Source organism: Streptomyces sp. NPDC002181 (assembly GCF_042890485.1).
Classification (GTDB): Bacteria; Actinomycetota; Actinomycetes; order Streptomycetales; family Streptomycetaceae; genus Streptomyces.
On record NZ_JBIASC010000002.1, the window covers coordinates 357,750 to 372,604 of the forward strand.

Below are 14,855 nucleotides of genomic sequence, written 5' to 3' on the forward strand. Positions count from 1 at the left end.
ATGACGTCAGACCCGCAAACCGCCCTCAGGCCTGAGCCGGAGATGGACCCGGAGAGGGACACCGGGGTGGACCCGGCCTCGGGCGAACCGGTGCACTGCTGGAACCTGGACGACTTCGAGGCCCTGGAATTCGACCCGTTCCTTCACGAGCGCCTGCGGGAGGACCGGGCCGCCCGGATCCGGCTGCCGTTCGGCCAGGGCACCGCCTGGCTGATGGCGCGCTACGCCGACGTGAAGGCGGCGACCACCGACCCGCGCTTCAGCCGGTCCGAGCTGGTCGGCCGGACCATCACCGCCTCCTCCCCGCACGCGATCGCCTCGCAGCAGGCGTCGATGAACTACGCCGACCCGCCGCGCCTGAACGACATGCGCCGCGTGGTCGCCCGGGCGTTCACCGGCAAGAGCATGCAGAAGCTGCGGCCGACCGTGCAGCACACGGCCGACGGGCTCCTGGACGAGATGGAGCGGCACGGCTCGCCGGCGGACCTGGTCGAGCACCTGCACGGCCCGTTCCCGCTCGCGGCCGTCGCCGACCTGCTCGGAATGCCACAGGACATGCGCCAGGACATGACCTCCTGGGCGAACGTGATCATGACCCCGGGCCCGTCCCCCGACAAGAGCACCGACGCCCTCAAGACCGTGCGCGAATGCGTGGTCGCCCTGCTCGCCATGCGGCGGGAGAAGCAGAGCGACGACCTGGCCGGGGTCCTCGCCGGAGCCGCCGACGCCGGTGAGATCACCGAGCCGGAGGCCGTCTCCATCGCCACCGCGATCCTCGTGAGCGGTGCGCACGCAGTCCGCAACAACAGCGCGAACATGGTGTACGCCCTGCTCACCCATCCGGAGCACCACGAACGGCTGCGCCGGGAGCCTGAGATGATCCCCCAGGCGGTCGACGAGCTGCTGCGGTTCATCCCGCACCGCAGCGGGGTCGGCCTGCCGCGGATCGCCACGCGGGACGTGGACATCGCCGGGGTCACGATCAAGGCCGGGGACACCGTGTACTCCTCGTACCTCGCGGCCAACCGCGATCCCGAGGTCTTCCCGAACCCGGACGCGCTGGACTTCGACCGCGGCCCCATCGCCCACATGGCCTTCGGCAACGGGCCCCACCACTGCGTCGGCTCGATGCTGGCCCGTATGGAGTCCGAGATCATCATCACGACGCTGGTCGAACGCTATCCGCGCCTGGCCCTGGCCGTGCCGCCCGAGCAGCTCGAATGGCAGGCCGGCGCCCTGATCAGAGGGCCCAAGACCCTCCCGGTGACCTGGTGATACGCCGGCACCGGATCAAGGTGGTCCGGGGCACCCCGGACCACATAGAACTGGCGGCCCTCACGGCCGCCCTGCTCATACTGGCGCGCACGGCCCCCGTGCCGTGCGCGCCCCATGCCCGCTCCTCCCGCCGCCACCGGGCCCACTGGGACCGGAACGTGACGTCGGTGGTGCACTGCCCCGCCCACTCCTGGCGGGCGCGCCCGCCCGCGGGCTTCGTATAGCCGTCAGGCGCGGCCCGGCTGCGATGCGGCCGGGCCCGTCGGGGACGCCGAAGGGCTCGGCGACGCCGATGCGCCCGGGGTCGCCGGGTCCTCGCAGGTGACCTCGTCGCGCGGGGTGTAGTGCGTACGGTAGGTCTCGCGCTTGGCTTCCTTCCCGCCCTGGACGAAGACACGGTCGACGGCCACGTCGAAGCCCTCCAGCGGGCTCTGGACCTCGCAGGTGGGGCCGGAGCCCGTGCGCTTGCCCGGCGGGGTGGTGTTCTCCCGCGGGCCCTGGGTCGCGCGTATCTCGTCGTACTTCTTCGTGCCGAGCAGGCTGATGGTCACCGAGGTGTCGGTGGATTCGGCCTTGACGTAGATCGCGTGGCCGGAGTCGTTCTTCCAGCGCAGGTCGAGGGTGCCCCAGGCGACGGTGGCCTCGCGGCCCTCCGGGTAGCGCTCGATGTAGAACGAGTGGGCCCCGTGCTCCAGCGGGTGGACGCCCGCGAAGAACATGGCGTTGTACATGGTCGTCGCGACCGCCGAGACCCCGCCGCCGGGGGACTTCACGTACTGGCCGTCGTTGATCATGATCCCGTCGACGAAGCCGTTCTCCTTGGTCCGCTCGCCGACCGTCTTGTTGAAGCTCCACGTCTCGCCGGGCATCACGACGGAGCCGTTGATCAGCTCCACCGCCCGCCCGATGTTGGTGGTGCGGTACGGCGCGGCCGGGAATTCGACCGTGAAGGAGGACATCTTCTCCTTGATGCCGAGGCGCTCGGCGTTCTCGGCGGTCAGCCGCGGCCGGACCGTCGTCACGGCGACCTCGCCGGTGCGGGCGGCGCCGGTGCGCGTCAGCAGCGGGACCACGGCGTCGGCGAAGGCCTTCTCGGTGACCTGCACCCCGGAGCGCCCGTCCCGGGCGACGACCGCGCGGCCCGAGGCGTCCACGGTGAAGGAGGCCCCGCGCGAAGGGCTGGTGGCCTCGGCCATCTGCCGAGCGACCGCGGGCTCGGCCAGCAGCCCCTTGGCGTCCAGCTTCGGGACCAGCCGGCCCTGCGCGTCGGGCTCGACCGACAGGTGCTTGCCCAGCACGGCGGGGGTGAGGGTGACGGTCTTCCCGGCCACGGAGAGGGTGACCGGGCCGGACATCGCGGGCTCGGCGAACTCCTTCAGGGCCCGCGCGGTCTCCTGCTGCCCCACGGCGGGGGCCTTGCGGTCCACGGGGAGGGCGACCGGCCCGCCCTCGGGGCGCAGGTAGGCGGCGCGTACGGTGTCGGCCGCCTGGCCGGCACGTACGGTGACACCGGTGACGGGGGCGGTGACCCGGGCCGTGCCGTCCTCGAAGGTGATGTCCCCGTCGCGGGCCTGCGGGCCGGCGGAGGTGATGCGGCCGACCTCGGCGGTGCTGGTCGGGCCGTCCGTCCGGATCACGGGCTCGACCTGCCGGTTCTCGGCCGGGGTGAGGAGGCGCCCGATCACGGTGAAGGGGTCGGATCCGCCCTGCGCGGCGCGGTCGACGGTGGCGGCGGTGTCCAGGGAGAGCCCGAAGGCGGCGGGGGCGGCCTTCTCGGTGCGGTCGCCGATCCGCAGCTCGATCGGGGCGGCCGCGGCGGGGCCGAGCGCGTGGTCGAGCGCCGTCTTGGCCTGCGTACGGCTCATGCCGCCGATGTCGACACCGCGTACGTGGGTGCCGTCGGCGATGGCGTCGCCCGCCGCGGCCAGACCGGTGAGGTAGAGGCCCCCGAAGCCGAGGACGACGGCTCCGCCGACGAGGGGCAGGGCCGTTCGCCGGTTGACCTTCAGGCGGTGTACGCGTCGCATGTGTCTCGTTTCTCCCGGTGCCGGTGGCGCTGGTGGGTCGGTGTGGACCGGCAACCAGCATTCATCAATTCGGACGAAAAGGGTCGAAAATGTGCCTGTTCTCACGGCGGCCGGCACAGCGGGGTGCCGCCCGGGTCGGCCGACCGGATTCAAGGCCACTTGGTTCGGATTGGCCCTGTTGAGCCGTCCGGGGGATGCCACACGGTAAGACCTGTCGGTCTTTGGCTCCCCGAAAGGCTTCACCGGTGTCCCTCGCCCCCGCCCGCCCCGCGCGGCGCCTGCCCCGCCGGCTCCTGCAGCTCTACGTCGGGCTCGCGCTGTACGGCGCCAGCTCGGCCTTCCTGGTCCGCGCCGGGCTGGGGCTGGACCCGTGGGACGTCTTCCACCAGGGGCTCGCCGAGCGCACCGGGTGGAGCATCGGCACGGTCTCTGTGGCCGTCGGTGCGCTGGTCCTGCTGCTGTGGGTGCCGCTGCGGCAGCGGCCCGGGCTGGGGACCGTCTCCAACGTGTTCGCCGTCGGCCTGACCATGGACGCCACGCTCGCGGTGCTGCCGGACGTGCACGGCACGCTCGCCCAGGCCGCCCTGCTGACGGCGGGCATCGTCCTCAACGGGGTCGCGACCGGCCTCTACATCGCCGCCCGCTTCGGACCCGGCCCGCGCGACGGCCTCATGACCGGGCTGCACCGGCGGACCGGGCGCTCGCTGCGGCTGGTCCGCACCGGCATCGAGCTGACGGTCCTGGCGGCGGGAGTCCTGCTGGGCGGCACGGCGGGCGTGGGCACGGTGGCGTACGCCCTGGCCATCGGCCCGCTCTCCCAGCTCTTCCTCCGCCTCTTCGCCCTCCCGCCGCAGGCCGCGCCCCCGGCCGTGGCCGGGTCGGCGCCGGAGCACGGGACCGACACGCCGGAGCAGGCCCAGGAGGCACCGGCACCGGCACCGGCTTCGGCTTCGGCCCGGGGCTGACGGGCGCTCCGCCCGGCCCCGCCCCGGGCCGGCCGGCTCACCCGACCTGGCGGCGGACCAGTTCGCGGAACGGACCCGTCTGGTCGGCGAGCAGCTCGGCGGGCGGGCCCTGCTGGACCATCCGGCCGTCCGCCATCACGATCACCCGGTCGGCGTCCATGACGGTGGACAGCCGGTGGGCGATCACGATGCGGGTGGCGCGCAGGGCGCGGGTCGACTCGGTGACCACGCGCTGCGCCTCGTTGTCGAGCGCGCTGGTGGCCTCGTCCAGGAAGAGGACGCGCGGCCTGCCGATGAGGGCCTGGGCGATCATCAGCCGCTGGCGCTGGCCGCCCGAGACGGTCCCCCCGCCGTCGGACAGCACGGTGTGCAGACCCATCGGCATGGCCTTGATGTCCTCCGCGAGCCCCGCCAGCGCGGCGGCCTCCGCCGCCTCCTCGGGGGAGTACGTGCCGGAGCCGCGGATGCAGTCGAGGATCGACCCGGAGAACGGCTGGGCGTTCTGGAGGACGACACCGCACTGGCGGCGTACGGCCGCCTGGTCGAGCGCGGCCAGGTCCTGCCCGTCGTACAGGACGCTGCCGGAGGCCGGCCGGTCGAAGCCGATGAGCATGCGCAGCAGCGTCGACTTGCCGCAGCCGCTGGCCCCCACGATCGCGACGAACTCCCCCGGCCGCACCGCGAACGACACGTCGTCGAGGACGAGCGGGCCGTCGTCGGCGTAGCGGTACGAGAGGTTCCGCACCTCGACGGCGCCGCCGAGCTCGCCCGGCCGGATGCCGGCGGTCCGTACCTCGGGGCTCGCGTCGAGGATCGGCTTGACCTGCTCGTACAGCGGCTGCACGGCGGCGGCCGACAGGAGCGCGCCCGTCAGCTGCGTGGCGGAGGCCAGCATCATCGTCACGGCGGTGCTGAACGTGAGGAACTCGGCTGCGGACATGCTGCCGCGGGCCGGCCCGGCGAGCAGCATGAACATCGCGAGCGTGCAGAGCGGCAGGTAGACCGCGTTGAGGACGGTGAGGACGTTCTTGATCCGGCCGATGCGCTGCTGCAGTTCGCGGGTACGGGCGAACTCCCGCGCCCAGGCGGCGTACGCGAAGCTCTCGGCGGCGGCCACGCGCAGTTTGGGCAGTCCGCGCAGGGTCTGGAACGCCTGGTTGTCCAGCTTGTTGCCGAGCCGGAGCAACTGCCGCTGGTAGCGGAGCTGCCAGAGCCCGAGGCCCAGGAAGACGGCGGCGACGGCGGTCAGCATGGCGAGCGCCGCCAGGGCCAGCGGCACGCTGTAGACGAGCAGCAGTACGAGGTTCATCGCGCCGACGGTGCCGGCCTGGAGGGACACCGAGACGATGCCGGACAGCACGCTGCGGATGGAGCTGATGCCCATGGCGGCGGCGGCCAGTTCCCCGGTGGAGCGGCCGGCGAAGAAGGTCACGGGCAGCCGCAGCAGCCTGTCCCACACGGCCGATTGCAAGGTGGCCTCGATGCGGCCCTCCATCCGCAGGACGGAGACGTTCTGGAGCAGCATGAAGGCGGCCGAGACCACCGCGGCCGCGATGAGCACCAGCGCGGTCTGCGTGATGAGGCCGCCCTCACCGCGCGGTACGTACGTACCGAGCACCCGGCCGGTGGCCACGGGGACGAGCGCGCCGAGCCCGACGGCCCCGAGTCCCCCGAGGACCAGGCTGCGCAGGTCCTGGCCGCTGCCGCGCACGCTGAAGCGCAGCAGGTGCGCCGGGCCCGGCTTCCGGTCGGGCAGCGGGCGGTAGAACATGACGGCGTGCGGCGCGAAGGCGGCCGCGCCGCCTCGGCGGACGGGCGCGCGGGCGCCGGTGGCCGGGTCGACGGCCTCGTACCGGCCGCGGCGCCAGAGCAGGGCCACGGGGGCGCCGTCGTCCGCGCGACGGCCGACCAGCGGGCCGCCGTACTCACGCCACCAGCGGCCGGCCAGCTTGACCGGGCGGGTGCGGACGCGGGAGGCGAGGGCGATGCGTTCGACCGGGTCCGTGCGCCCCAAGTCGCCCGCTGCGTCGGTGGGTTCGGTCAGGGCGATGCCCGCTTCGGCGGCCACGAGGCGGCACGCGGCGAAGGTCGCGTCGTCTCCGGCGCCGCCGCGCGCTCCCCGGCGGGAGCGGCCGATGGACGCGAGCAGGGCGCGGTCCGCCCGGCTGCGGGCGGCCTCTCCGGCCTCGATCCCGGCGGCGGTGCGGTCCTCGTGGGCGCGCTCGTCCTGCTCGATGCGGCGGTCCAGGGCGGACAGCAGCCGGTACTGCCGGTCGACCATGCCTTGCCACACGGCCTCGTCGACGAGGAGCGCGCCCGCGGTGGCCGCGCCGTCCCGGGGCTCGTACACGGCGCCGTACCGCACGCTCCCCGGCGGGATCTGCATCCACAGGATGTCCTCGTCGGCCCCGCCCCGGCCGGCGGTGTCCGGGCCGCCCTCCAGCGGTGCCTGGTACAGCACGCGAAGGCCCCGGCCGATGCCGCGGGCGAAGGCGTCCTCCAGGGGGCTGGGCGCGGGCTGCCACGGCTCGGCGTGCCCGCCGTACTCGCCGTACTGCCCGTACTGCCCGTACTGCCCGTGGCCGCCGTACTCGCCGTACTCGCCGTGCCGGCCCCAGGATCCGACGTGCGCGGGCCGGTGCAGCTCGTGCAGTTCCACGCGGCGCAGAACGCAGCCTTGCAGCGGGCGCCCGGTCAGCCTGTGCGCGGGCCCGTCGACCGGGCCCAGGAGCAGCGTGCCCGCCTCCAGCCGGCCGAGGAAGTGCCAGTGGCCCTCCTGGGCGGCGTCGACGGCGAACAGGTCCAGCTCGCCCCGGACGACGAGCCACAGGACGAGCGGCCCCTCCAGGGAGAGGCTGCGCAGGCCCGTGCAGTCGACGGCCGAGCCCAGGCCGCCGAGGGCCGCGACGACCGGATCCGCCGCTCCGTGGGTCTGATGCACCTGGTGGGTCGGGTAGGTCGGGTGGGGCGGCTGCGGGGTCGCCACGTCAGTGCTCCTTGACCAGTGCGGCGTACGCGCCCTGCGCGGCGAGCAGTTGCTCGTGCCGCCCGCGCTCCACGACCGTGCCCCGGTCGAGTACGACGATCTCGTCGCTCTCGCGTACGGTGCTCAGCCGGTGGGCGATCACCACGCAGGCGCAGCCGCGGCGCCGCAGGTTGTCGATGACGATCTGCTCGGTCGCCGCGTCCAGGGCGCTGGTGACCTCGTCCAGGATCATGACGCTGGGGCGGCGCACGAGGGCGCGGGCGATCTCCAGGCGCTGGCGCTGGCCGCCGGAGAAGTTGCGCCCGTCCTGCTCTACGCGGCTGTGGATGCCGCCGGCCCGGCGCGCGACCACCTCGTGGACGGCCGCGTCCCGGAGCGCGGCGAGGACGGCCTCGTCCGGGATGGAGGGGTCCCACAGGGCGACGTTGTCGCGGACGGTGCCCTCGAAGAGGAACACGTCCTGGTCCACGAACGACACGGAGGCGGCCAGTGCGCCGCGCGGGATGTCCTCCAGCCGCATCCCGTCGATGCGGATGGCTCCCTCCCACGGGGTGTGGAGGCCGGAAATCAGCCGGGAGACGGTGGATTTGCCGCTGCCCGAGCCGCCGACGAGGGCCACCTGCTGCCCCGGGCCGACGGTGAGCGAGACGTTCTTCAGCAGCGGCGCGTCCAGGGGGCTGTAGCCGAAGGTGATGCCCTCCAGCTCCACGTGGCCCTTGAGCCGGCGGGTGCCGGAGAGCGGCTCGGGGCGCAGGTAGATCGGGTCGACGGGGAAGTTCTCCACGTCCTTCAGCCGGGCCACGTCCGCCGCGAAGTCCTGGATCCGGCCCGCCACGCCGCCCAGGCGGGTGATCGGAGCGGTGAAACCGGTCACGAGGGCCTGGAAGGCGACGAGCAGGCCGACCGACAGGTGCCCCTCCACCGCGCGCACGCCTCCGATCATGAGGATCAGCGCGCTGTTGAGCGCGGCGAGCGTGGGCGCTACGACGGCCAGCCAGGCACTGGGGACCCCGAGCCGCTGCTGCACGTCGAGCGTGACGGCGTGCTGGCCGGCCCAGCGGCGGAAGAAGGCGTTCTCCCCGCCGGTGGCCTTCATCGTCTCGATGAGCCGCAGGCCGCTGTACGAGGTGTTGGTGAGCCGGGCGCTCTCGGCGCGCAGCTTCTGGGTGCCGGTGGCCCTCAGCCGCATCACGACCCGCAGGGCCACGAGGTTGAGCAGGGCGATGAGCACCCCGACGACGGTGAGTTGCGGATCGTAGGTCCACAGCAGGACGGCGTAGAGCACGACCACCACGGCGTCCACGCCCGCGGCGGCCAGGTCGCGGGCGAGGGTTTCGGCGACCGCGTCGTTGGACCGGAGGCGCTGGACGAGGTCGGCCGGGTTCCGCTGGGTGAAGAAGGCGACCGGGAGCCGGAGCAGGTGGCGCAGGAAGCGGGCGCTGCCGAGCGTCGAGGAGATGATGCGGCCGCGCAGCAGGTTGGCCTGCTGGAGCCAGGTGAGCACGGCCGTGAGGACGAGGGCCGCCCCCATGGCCGCGAACAGCACGCCGAGCAGGGAGGTCTGCTCGCCGATGAGGAACGTGTCGATGTACGTACGGCTCAGCGCGGGGACCGTCGCGCCGACGGCCACCAGCAGGAGGCTGGAGAGCACGGCGGCGAGCATGGTGCCAGAGGTGCCGCGCAGGCGGGCCGGCACGGCGTTCATGACGCCCGGCCTGCGGCCGGTGCGGCGGAAGCGCGGGCCGGGTTCGAAGACGAGCGCGATGCCGGTGAAGGCGGTGTCGAACTCCTCCATGGGGACGAACCGGCGGCCCTTGGCCGGGTCGTTCACGTAGGCGCCCCGGCGGCCGAGGCGGCGGCCGGTGCCCTCGTAGACGACGTAGTGGTTGAACTCCCAGAAGAGGATGGCGGGCGGGTTCACCCCGGCGAGCGCGCCGAGGTCCATCTGCATGCCCTTGGCGGTCAGCCCGTAACCGCGGGCGGCCTTCAGCAGGTTGCCGGCGCGGGAGCCGTCGCGGGACACCCCGCAGGCGATGCGCAGCTCTTCGAGGGGGACGAAGCGGCCGTGGTGGCCGAGCACCATGGCCAGCGCGGCGGCCCCGCACTCCACCGCCTCCATCTGGAGCACGGTGGGGGTGCGTACGGGACGGGGCGTACGGCGCGGCGCGCGCTGGCGGCCGCGGGTGGAGACGGTCACGGGAGCAGCCAATCGACGGGGCGCTGTGCCGGGAGGTGGACGGCTCCGGTGACCGGCGTCGTGGAGTCGAGGGGGTACGGGGGGCCGCCCGCGGTGGACCAGCGGTAGCCGGAGGCGGTCGCGGAGGAGCCTTCGAGCTGCACGAGCACGGCGATCGGATTGCCCTGGCGGGCGAACTGCGCGGCGAGGCGGGCGTCACCGAGGAAGCCGGCGATCTGCGCCTGTGTCCGGGGCGCGCGCCCCACGTCCTTGACCCGGCCGCGCAGCACGCCGAACCGCTGCCGGGGGACGGACTGCACGTCGAGGTCGACGACGGCCCCGACGCGGATGTCCGCGCCACCGGCACCGGACACGTACAGCACGGCGACCAGCGGCTCGTCGGCGCTCCGGACCCGCTCCAGGACGGCGAGGTCCGCACCCGTCACCACGACGGCGCCCGTCTTGGCGACCAGGCTCGTCACCCGCCCGCCGGCGACGGCGCGCACGGTCCGTTCGCCTTGCTCGGTGGCGACTTGGAGCAGCGGCGCACCGGGCGGGAGCAGCCGGCCCTCTTGGGCGAGCACGGCGGTGACCTGTCCGGAGAACGGGCTCTGGAGAAGGTAACTGCCTTGGGCACGCGTGAGAATTCCGGATGCGCTCAATTTGGCGGAAACGGACCCGCTGAACACCCAAACACCGAGTACGGCCATGACGAGGACGCTCACACCGAGCACGAATTTCCCCTGGGGCCGGGCGAAGCGCACGGGCAGATCAAGCTCGTCGCCCGAATTCAGCTTGGAGAGCGCCTTTCGACGAAACTGCACGAACTCCCCTTCACACACGGCGAACCCCGGAACGAATGACGCCCCGGGGTCCACTCACACGGACATCCGGCTCAGAGGCCGGCGACACCGGCGCGAACGCCGACGATGCCCTCGACCGCGCCGGGCAGGGCCTGCACGCCCTGGACCGTGTGGAGCGAGGTGACCGTGTTCACCACGTGGAAGACGTCGCCGGTCACGGCGCCGACGAGGCCACCGGAAATGCTGACACCGCCGGAAACCGCGTCCAGCTCGTCGTCGGCGATCTCACGGGTCTCGATGTCGTTACGCATGATGTGCGCACCCTTTCAGTCGTCTGAATCAATTCGCGATCGGCGCGGCCTCACCGCCCGCGCCGGACAGATGAAAGCACGCGAACGAGCAGTGGAGCCAACCGCGTTGACACCCCGAATGGGGCGGCCTGACGACGTACGACACGAACTCTCCGATCAATCCGGTGGATCACCACACCCCCTCCACAAGATCGAGTAACACATGGGGGCGACCCGGAACGCCGACCGCGCACAACCACCCAAACCGGACGGCATATCCGCCGGGGATGTAACAGGACGCACCCCCTCCACTTTCACGGGGTGAAGATTCCGGGGAGCGACACCGTGCGACGCCCCGACCACGTTGCGTACGAGCGCCTCGAACCCCTTTGCTAAGGTGCGCCGATGTCATCGATCAGGCAGGTCCAAGTCACCTTCGACTGCGCGGAACCCGAGCGCGTCGCCCGCTTCTGGTGCGAGGTGTTGGGGTACGTCGCACCACCGCCGCCGGCGGGGTTCGGCACCTGGGACGACTTCAACCGCTCCCAGCCCCCGCAGGACCGGGGTTCCTGGTTCGCCTGCAGCGATCCCTCGGGGGCGGGTCCGCGGCTGTACTTCCAGCGGGTCCCCGAAGGCAAGGCCGTCAAGAACCGGGTGCACCTCGACGTACGGGTCGGCACCGGGCTCGTGGGGGCCGAACGCCTGGCCGCGCTCCAGGCCGAGTGCGCACGACTGACCGCGCTGGGCGCGGTGTGCCTGCAGGTGCTGACCGCCGACGAGAACAACGAGTCCTGCATCCTGATGCAGGACGTCGAGGGCAACGAGTTCTGCCTCGACTGAAGGCTCGCGCGAGGAAGCCGGCTCCGCGGGCCGCCGCCGGAGCCGCCCGGTCCCCCACCGGCCTCGAAAAACGATCAGGGGCCGTGTCGGATGATTCCGACACGGCCCCTGATCAACGACTCTCACGAGTCGGGACGACAGGATTTGAACCTGCGACCCCTTGACCCCCAGTCAAGTGCGCTACCAAGCTGCGCCACGTCCCGATGCGCGCTGACCTGGGGTTTCCCCGGGTTGAACGCGCACGAGAACAATACCGCACTTCGCGGGGTGGTCGCGCGCACCTTCCCCCGGATCGGGGCGCTTGACCTCAAGCGGACTTGAGGTTGCACGATCGGTGCATGACACAGGCAACCGCGGACACGGGGTTCCGCTACGACGATCTGGGCCGGCTCATCGCGCTCATGACCGGGGCCGAGAAGCACGGGCCCGCCGCTCACTCCACGCTCGACGTGCTGTGGGTGCTCTACGACCGGGTGCTGCGCGTGCGGCCCGAGGACGCCGAGGAGCCCGGGCGGGACCGGTTCCTGCTCTCCAAGGGGCACGGGCCGATGGCGTACTACGCCGTACTCGCCGCCAAGGGGTTCTTCCCGGCGGACTGGCTGCACGGCTTCGGCTCGTACGACTCCCCGCTGGGCCACCACCCGGACCGCACGCTGGTCCCCGGAGTGGAGATCGGCAGCGGCTCGCTCGGGCACGGGCTGCCGCTCGCCGTCGGGAGTGCGCTCGGGCTGCGGGCGCAGGGGCTGCACGAGCCGGCGGTCTGGGTGCTGATCGGGGACGCGGAGCTCGACGAGGGCAGCAACCACGAGGCCATCGCCTACGCGGGCGCCGCCGGTCTGGAGCGGCTGCACACGGTGGTGATCGACAACGACTCCGCGACCCACGGCTGGCGCGGCGGGATCGCCTCCCGCTTCGAGGCCGCCGGCTGGTCGGCGGTGACCGTCGACGGCCGGGACCACGAGGCGCTGCACGCCGCCTTCACCACACCGCATCCGGGCCGGCCGCACGCCGTCGTCGCCCGTGTCGAGAAGAAGCAGTAGAGGGGTTCATCGTGGACAACATGCGGGAGCGGTTCGTCTCCGTCACGTCGCGGGCGCTCGACGAGGATCCGCGGCTGGCACTCGTGCTCGCCGAGATCACCATGGACGGGTTCCGGCCCGACCAGCAGCGCCATCCGGAACGGGTGGTCAACGTCGGGATCCGGGAGCAGCTGCTCATCGGGGTAGGCGGCGGGCTGGCGCTGACCGGGCTGCGGCCGATCGTGCACACCTTCGCCAGCTTCCTGGTGGAGCGGCCGTTCGAGCAGATCAAGCTGGACTTCGGGCACCAGGGCACGGGCGGGGTCCTGGTCAGCGCGAACGCCAGCTACGACTGGCCGGCCGGCGGGCTCACGCACATGGCGCCGGGCGACGTGGCCCTGATGGACACCCTCGAAGGCTGGACGGTCCACGTGCCGGGCCATCCGGACGAGGCCGAGGCCCTGCTGCGCCACGCCTACGCCGCCGGGGACGACAAGGTCTACGTCCGGCTCTCGCAGCAGTCGAACGCCGCGCCGCGCCCGGTGGACGGCGTGGGCCTGCGGACCGTACGGGAGGGAGGCCCGGGCGCCGCCGTCGTCGTCGCCGTCGGCCCGCTGCTGGACAACGTGCTCGCCGCGACGCGGGGGCTGGACGTCACCGTGCTGTACGCCACCACGGTGCGGCCCTTCGACGACGCCGCCCTGCGCGGGGCCGTCGGCCGGGGCACGGCCGACGTCGTCCTCGTCGAGCCGTACCTGGCCGGCACCTCCACGGCGGCCGCCGCCGAGGCCCTGTCGGAGGTCCCGCACCGGATCCTCGGGCTCGGCGTCGGGCGCTCCGAGCTCCGCCGCTACGGCACGATGGACGAGCACACCGCCGCGCACGGGCTGGACCCGCACTCCCTCCGCCGGCGGATCGGCGCCTTCATCCGTCCTCCCGCCCGTGGATGATCTCCAGCAGCTCCGCCGCCAGGGACTTGGCCGTCGCCAGCCCCTGCACCCCCCACCGGCGGGGCTCCACGTCCACCGCGCACACCGTGCCCAGGACGGTCCCCGTCCGGTCGATCAGCGGCGCGCCCACGTACGACCGGACCCCGCTCTCGTCCACCACCGCGTTGCCCGCGAAGCGGGCGAAGTCCCGTACGTCCTCCAGCACCAGCGCCCGGCGCCGCACCACCACGTGGGGGCAGTACCCGTGGTCCCGGGGCAGCACCCGCGCCGGGTAGCCGCTCGCCGGGGCGTCCGGGGCGTGGTGCAGCCCGGCGAAGAACTGCCGTTCCTCACCGATGAAGTTGACGCCCGCGTACGGCGCCGCCAGTACGTCGGCGATCTGCCGGGCGAAGGCGTCGAGCTCGGTGTCCGTCCGCTCCCCCAGGCCCAGTTCGCGCAGGCGGACCGTGCGCGCGGGTGCCTCCCGGTCCACCGGTGTGAGCAGCAGGTGTCCGGTCGACTCGTAGTACGTCATCGCGGGTTTCCCCCCTCCTGGTTCCAGGATCCCGGCGACTGCACCGCCGCCGTGAAGAGCAGGTGCTGGACGAGGGCGGCCAGCGCCCCGGTCCCCGAGCTGGTCAGCCGCGCGTCACACCGCACGACCGGCACCTCGGGCCCGAGGCCCACCGCCTCCCGCACCTCGTCGGGGGTGTAGCGGTGGGCCTCGTCGAACTCGTTGACGGCGACGATGAACCCGATGCCGCGCCGCTCGAAGAAGTCCACGGCCGGGAAGCAGTCGTCGAGCCGGCGCGTGTCCGCGAGGACCACCGCGCCGAGCGCGCCCGCGCACAGCTCCTCCCACAGGAACCAGAACCGCTGCTGTCCCGGCGTCCCGAAGAGGTACAACACGTGCCGCTCGTCCAGGGTGAGGCGGCCGAAGTCGAGCGCGACGGTCGTCGAGGTCTTCGCCTCGACCCCTTCGAGCGGGTCGGGGCCCTCGCTCAGCCCGCTGAGCAGCTCCTCCGTGCACAGCGGCTCGATCTCGCTCACCGCGCCCACGAAGGTCGTCTTGCCCGCCCCGAACCCTCCCGCGACCAGGATCTTCAGCGTCGCGGGCAGGAGGGGGGCGGTGCGGGTGTCACAGTCGTCGGCGTAGGCCATCGAGCACCGCCCGGAGCAGGTTCTGGTCGTCGGCGGCGACGTATCCGCCGCCCGGGAACCGCGGCGACTGCGCCGTGACGGCCCCGTGTTCCATCAGGTCGGACAGCAGCACCTTCACCACCACCGCCGGCAGCCGCAGCTGACCGGCCACCTCGGCGACGGTGACGGCCGCGGAGCCGGCGCACAAGCGCAGCGCGAGCGTGTGCTCGGCGCCGAGCGGGCCGCGCGGCCGCACGCCCGTCGCGCTCACCAGGGACAGCAGGTCGAGTGCGGCGGCCGGGCGGGTCCGTCCTCCGCTCGCCGTGTACGGGCGCATCACCCGGCCCGCCGAATCGTCGAGCCAGGGCGTGTCGCGCGGAGCTCCCAAGCCGTACGCGGCGCGGG

At 73.0% G+C, this 14,855-nt stretch carries 14 protein-coding genes and 1 tRNA gene; 6 read left to right on the plus strand and 9 right to left on the minus strand.

Translation table 11 applies throughout. The features are described 5' to 3' along the window. Together ACFYXV_RS07820 and ACFYXV_RS07825 are read left to right on the plus strand one after the other, a co-directional pair. Positions 1–1,275, plus strand: a complete 1,275-nt coding sequence (locus ACFYXV_RS07820) for a cytochrome P450 (RefSeq protein WP_385475535.1) — start codon at positions 1–3, stop codon at positions 1,273–1,275. Continuing rightward, positions 1,272–1,499 carry an acyl-CoA carboxylase epsilon subunit gene (locus ACFYXV_RS07825; protein WP_385475533.1) on the plus strand — a complete coding sequence of 76 codons (228 nt, stop codon included), beginning with the start codon at positions 1,272–1,274 and terminating at the stop codon, positions 1,497–1,499. The genes ACFYXV_RS07820 and ACFYXV_RS07825 overlap by 4 nt, the downstream gene beginning before the upstream one ends. A 3-nt stretch (positions 1,500–1,502) precedes the next feature. Here ACFYXV_RS07825 and ACFYXV_RS07830 read toward each other — a convergent pair whose 3' ends face one another. Continuing rightward, positions 1,503–3,302: a VanW family protein gene (locus tag ACFYXV_RS07830; protein WP_385475532.1), complete on the minus strand. Its 1,800-nt coding sequence runs from the start codon at positions 3,300–3,302 to the stop codon at positions 1,503–1,505. Positions 3,303–3,547: 245 nt separating this feature from the next. Here ACFYXV_RS07830 and ACFYXV_RS07835 point away from each other — a divergent pair, with 245 nt between their 5' ends. After that, positions 3,548–4,267, plus strand: coding sequence for a YitT family protein (locus ACFYXV_RS07835; protein WP_389382317.1), 720 nt, complete (start codon positions 3,548–3,550; stop codon positions 4,265–4,267). Between the two features lie 37 nt (positions 4,268–4,304). Here ACFYXV_RS07835 and ACFYXV_RS07840 read toward each other — a convergent pair whose 3' ends face one another. The 4 genes from ACFYXV_RS07840 to ACFYXV_RS07855 all read right to left on the minus strand — a co-directional run bounded on the left by ACFYXV_RS07840 (position 4,305) and on the right by ACFYXV_RS07855 (position 10,543). Beyond that, positions 4,305–7,208 (minus strand): NHLP bacteriocin export ABC transporter permease/ATPase subunit, encoded by a 2,904-nt coding sequence (locus tag ACFYXV_RS07840; protein ID WP_389382470.1) that lies wholly within the window; start codon positions 7,206–7,208, stop codon positions 4,305–4,307. Positions 7,209–7,254: 46 nt separating this feature from the next. Then, entirely contained in the window at positions 7,255–9,450 is a 2,196-nt protein-coding gene (locus ACFYXV_RS07845; protein ID WP_389382318.1) for an NHLP family bacteriocin export ABC transporter peptidase/permease/ATPase subunit, read from the minus strand. Further along, positions 9,447–10,253 carry a hypothetical protein gene (locus ACFYXV_RS07850; protein ID WP_389382319.1) on the minus strand — a complete coding sequence of 269 codons (807 nt, stop codon included), beginning with the start codon at positions 10,251–10,253 and terminating at the stop codon, positions 9,447–9,449. Before ACFYXV_RS07850 ends, ACFYXV_RS07845 begins: the two co-directional genes overlap by 4 nt. Positions 10,254–10,324: 71 nt before the next feature. Then, positions 10,325–10,543 carry a hypothetical protein gene (locus ACFYXV_RS07855; RefSeq protein WP_383338514.1) on the minus strand — a complete coding sequence of 73 codons (219 nt, stop codon included), beginning with the start codon at positions 10,541–10,543 and terminating at the stop codon, positions 10,325–10,327. A gap of 384 nt (positions 10,544–10,927) precedes the next feature. On the opposite strand from ACFYXV_RS07855, the gene ACFYXV_RS07860 reads away from it, so the two are divergent. Then, the gene (locus ACFYXV_RS07860) at positions 10,928–11,362 is read left to right on the plus strand and encodes a VOC family protein (protein ID WP_385475522.1); all 435 of its coding nucleotides are present in this window, start codon (positions 10,928–10,930) and stop codon (positions 11,360–11,362) included. A gap of 129 nt (positions 11,363–11,491) precedes the next feature. On the opposite strand, the gene ACFYXV_RS07865 is transcribed toward ACFYXV_RS07860, so the two are convergent. Beyond that, positions 11,492–11,565 (minus strand) — tRNA-Pro (locus ACFYXV_RS07865). Between the two features lie 135 nt (positions 11,566–11,700). Between ACFYXV_RS07865 and ACFYXV_RS07870 the strand changes: the two genes are divergently transcribed. Together ACFYXV_RS07870 and ACFYXV_RS07875 are read left to right on the plus strand one after the other, a co-directional pair. Beyond that, on the plus strand, positions 11,701–12,402 hold the full coding sequence (locus ACFYXV_RS07870; RefSeq protein WP_385475520.1) for a transketolase: 702 nt from the start codon (positions 11,701–11,703) through the stop codon (positions 12,400–12,402). 11 nt (positions 12,403–12,413) lie between these two features. Continuing rightward, positions 12,414–13,331: a transketolase family protein gene (locus ACFYXV_RS07875; protein ID WP_389382320.1), complete on the plus strand. Its 918-nt coding sequence runs from the start codon at positions 12,414–12,416 to the stop codon at positions 13,329–13,331. Here the strand turns inward: ACFYXV_RS07875 and ACFYXV_RS07880 are convergent. From ACFYXV_RS07880 to ACFYXV_RS07890, 3 genes are read right to left on the minus strand one after another with little or no spacing between them, the layout of a single operon-like run. Beyond that, complete coding sequence (locus tag ACFYXV_RS07880) at positions 13,306–13,845, minus strand: GAF domain-containing protein (protein WP_389382321.1); 540 nt, start codon at positions 13,843–13,845, stop codon at positions 13,306–13,308. The genes ACFYXV_RS07875 and ACFYXV_RS07880 overlap by 26 nt on opposite strands. After that, positions 13,842–14,471 (minus strand): ATP/GTP-binding protein, encoded by a 630-nt coding sequence (locus ACFYXV_RS07885; RefSeq protein ID WP_385475514.1) that lies wholly within the window; start codon positions 14,469–14,471, stop codon positions 13,842–13,844. The genes ACFYXV_RS07880 and ACFYXV_RS07885 overlap by 4 nt, the downstream gene beginning before the upstream one ends. Beyond that, the gene (locus ACFYXV_RS07890) at positions 14,449–14,838 is read right to left on the minus strand and encodes a DUF742 domain-containing protein (protein ID WP_385475556.1); all 390 of its coding nucleotides are present in this window, start codon (positions 14,836–14,838) and stop codon (positions 14,449–14,451) included. Before ACFYXV_RS07890 ends, ACFYXV_RS07885 begins: the two co-directional genes overlap by 23 nt. Between the last annotated feature and the right edge of the window lie 17 nt (positions 14,839–14,855).

Excerpts from the sequence above, each read along its gene's own strand:
- ACFYXV_RS07870 (WP_385475520.1), top strand. The coding sequence starts at position 11,701 with ATGACACAGGCAACCGCGGACACGGGGTTCCGCTACGACGATCTGGGC.
- ACFYXV_RS07880 (WP_389382321.1), bottom strand. The coding sequence starts at position 13,845 with ATGACGTACTACGAGTCGACCGGACACCTGCTGCTCACACCGGTGGAC.
- ACFYXV_RS07855 (WP_383338514.1), bottom strand. The coding sequence starts at position 10,543 with ATGCGTAACGACATCGAGACCCGTGAGATCGCCGACGACGAGCTGGAC.
- ACFYXV_RS07830 (WP_385475532.1), bottom strand. The coding sequence starts at position 3,302 with ATGCGACGCGTACACCGCCTGAAGGTCAACCGGCGAACGGCCCTGCCC.
- ACFYXV_RS07885 (WP_385475514.1), bottom strand. The coding sequence starts at position 14,471 with ATGGCCTACGCCGACGACTGTGACACCCGCACCGCCCCCCTCCTGCCC.
- ACFYXV_RS07860 (WP_385475522.1), top strand. The coding sequence starts at position 10,928 with ATGTCATCGATCAGGCAGGTCCAAGTCACCTTCGACTGCGCGGAACCC.
- ACFYXV_RS07820 (WP_385475535.1), top strand. The coding sequence starts at position 1 with ATGACGTCAGACCCGCAAACCGCCCTCAGGCCTGAGCCGGAGATGGAC.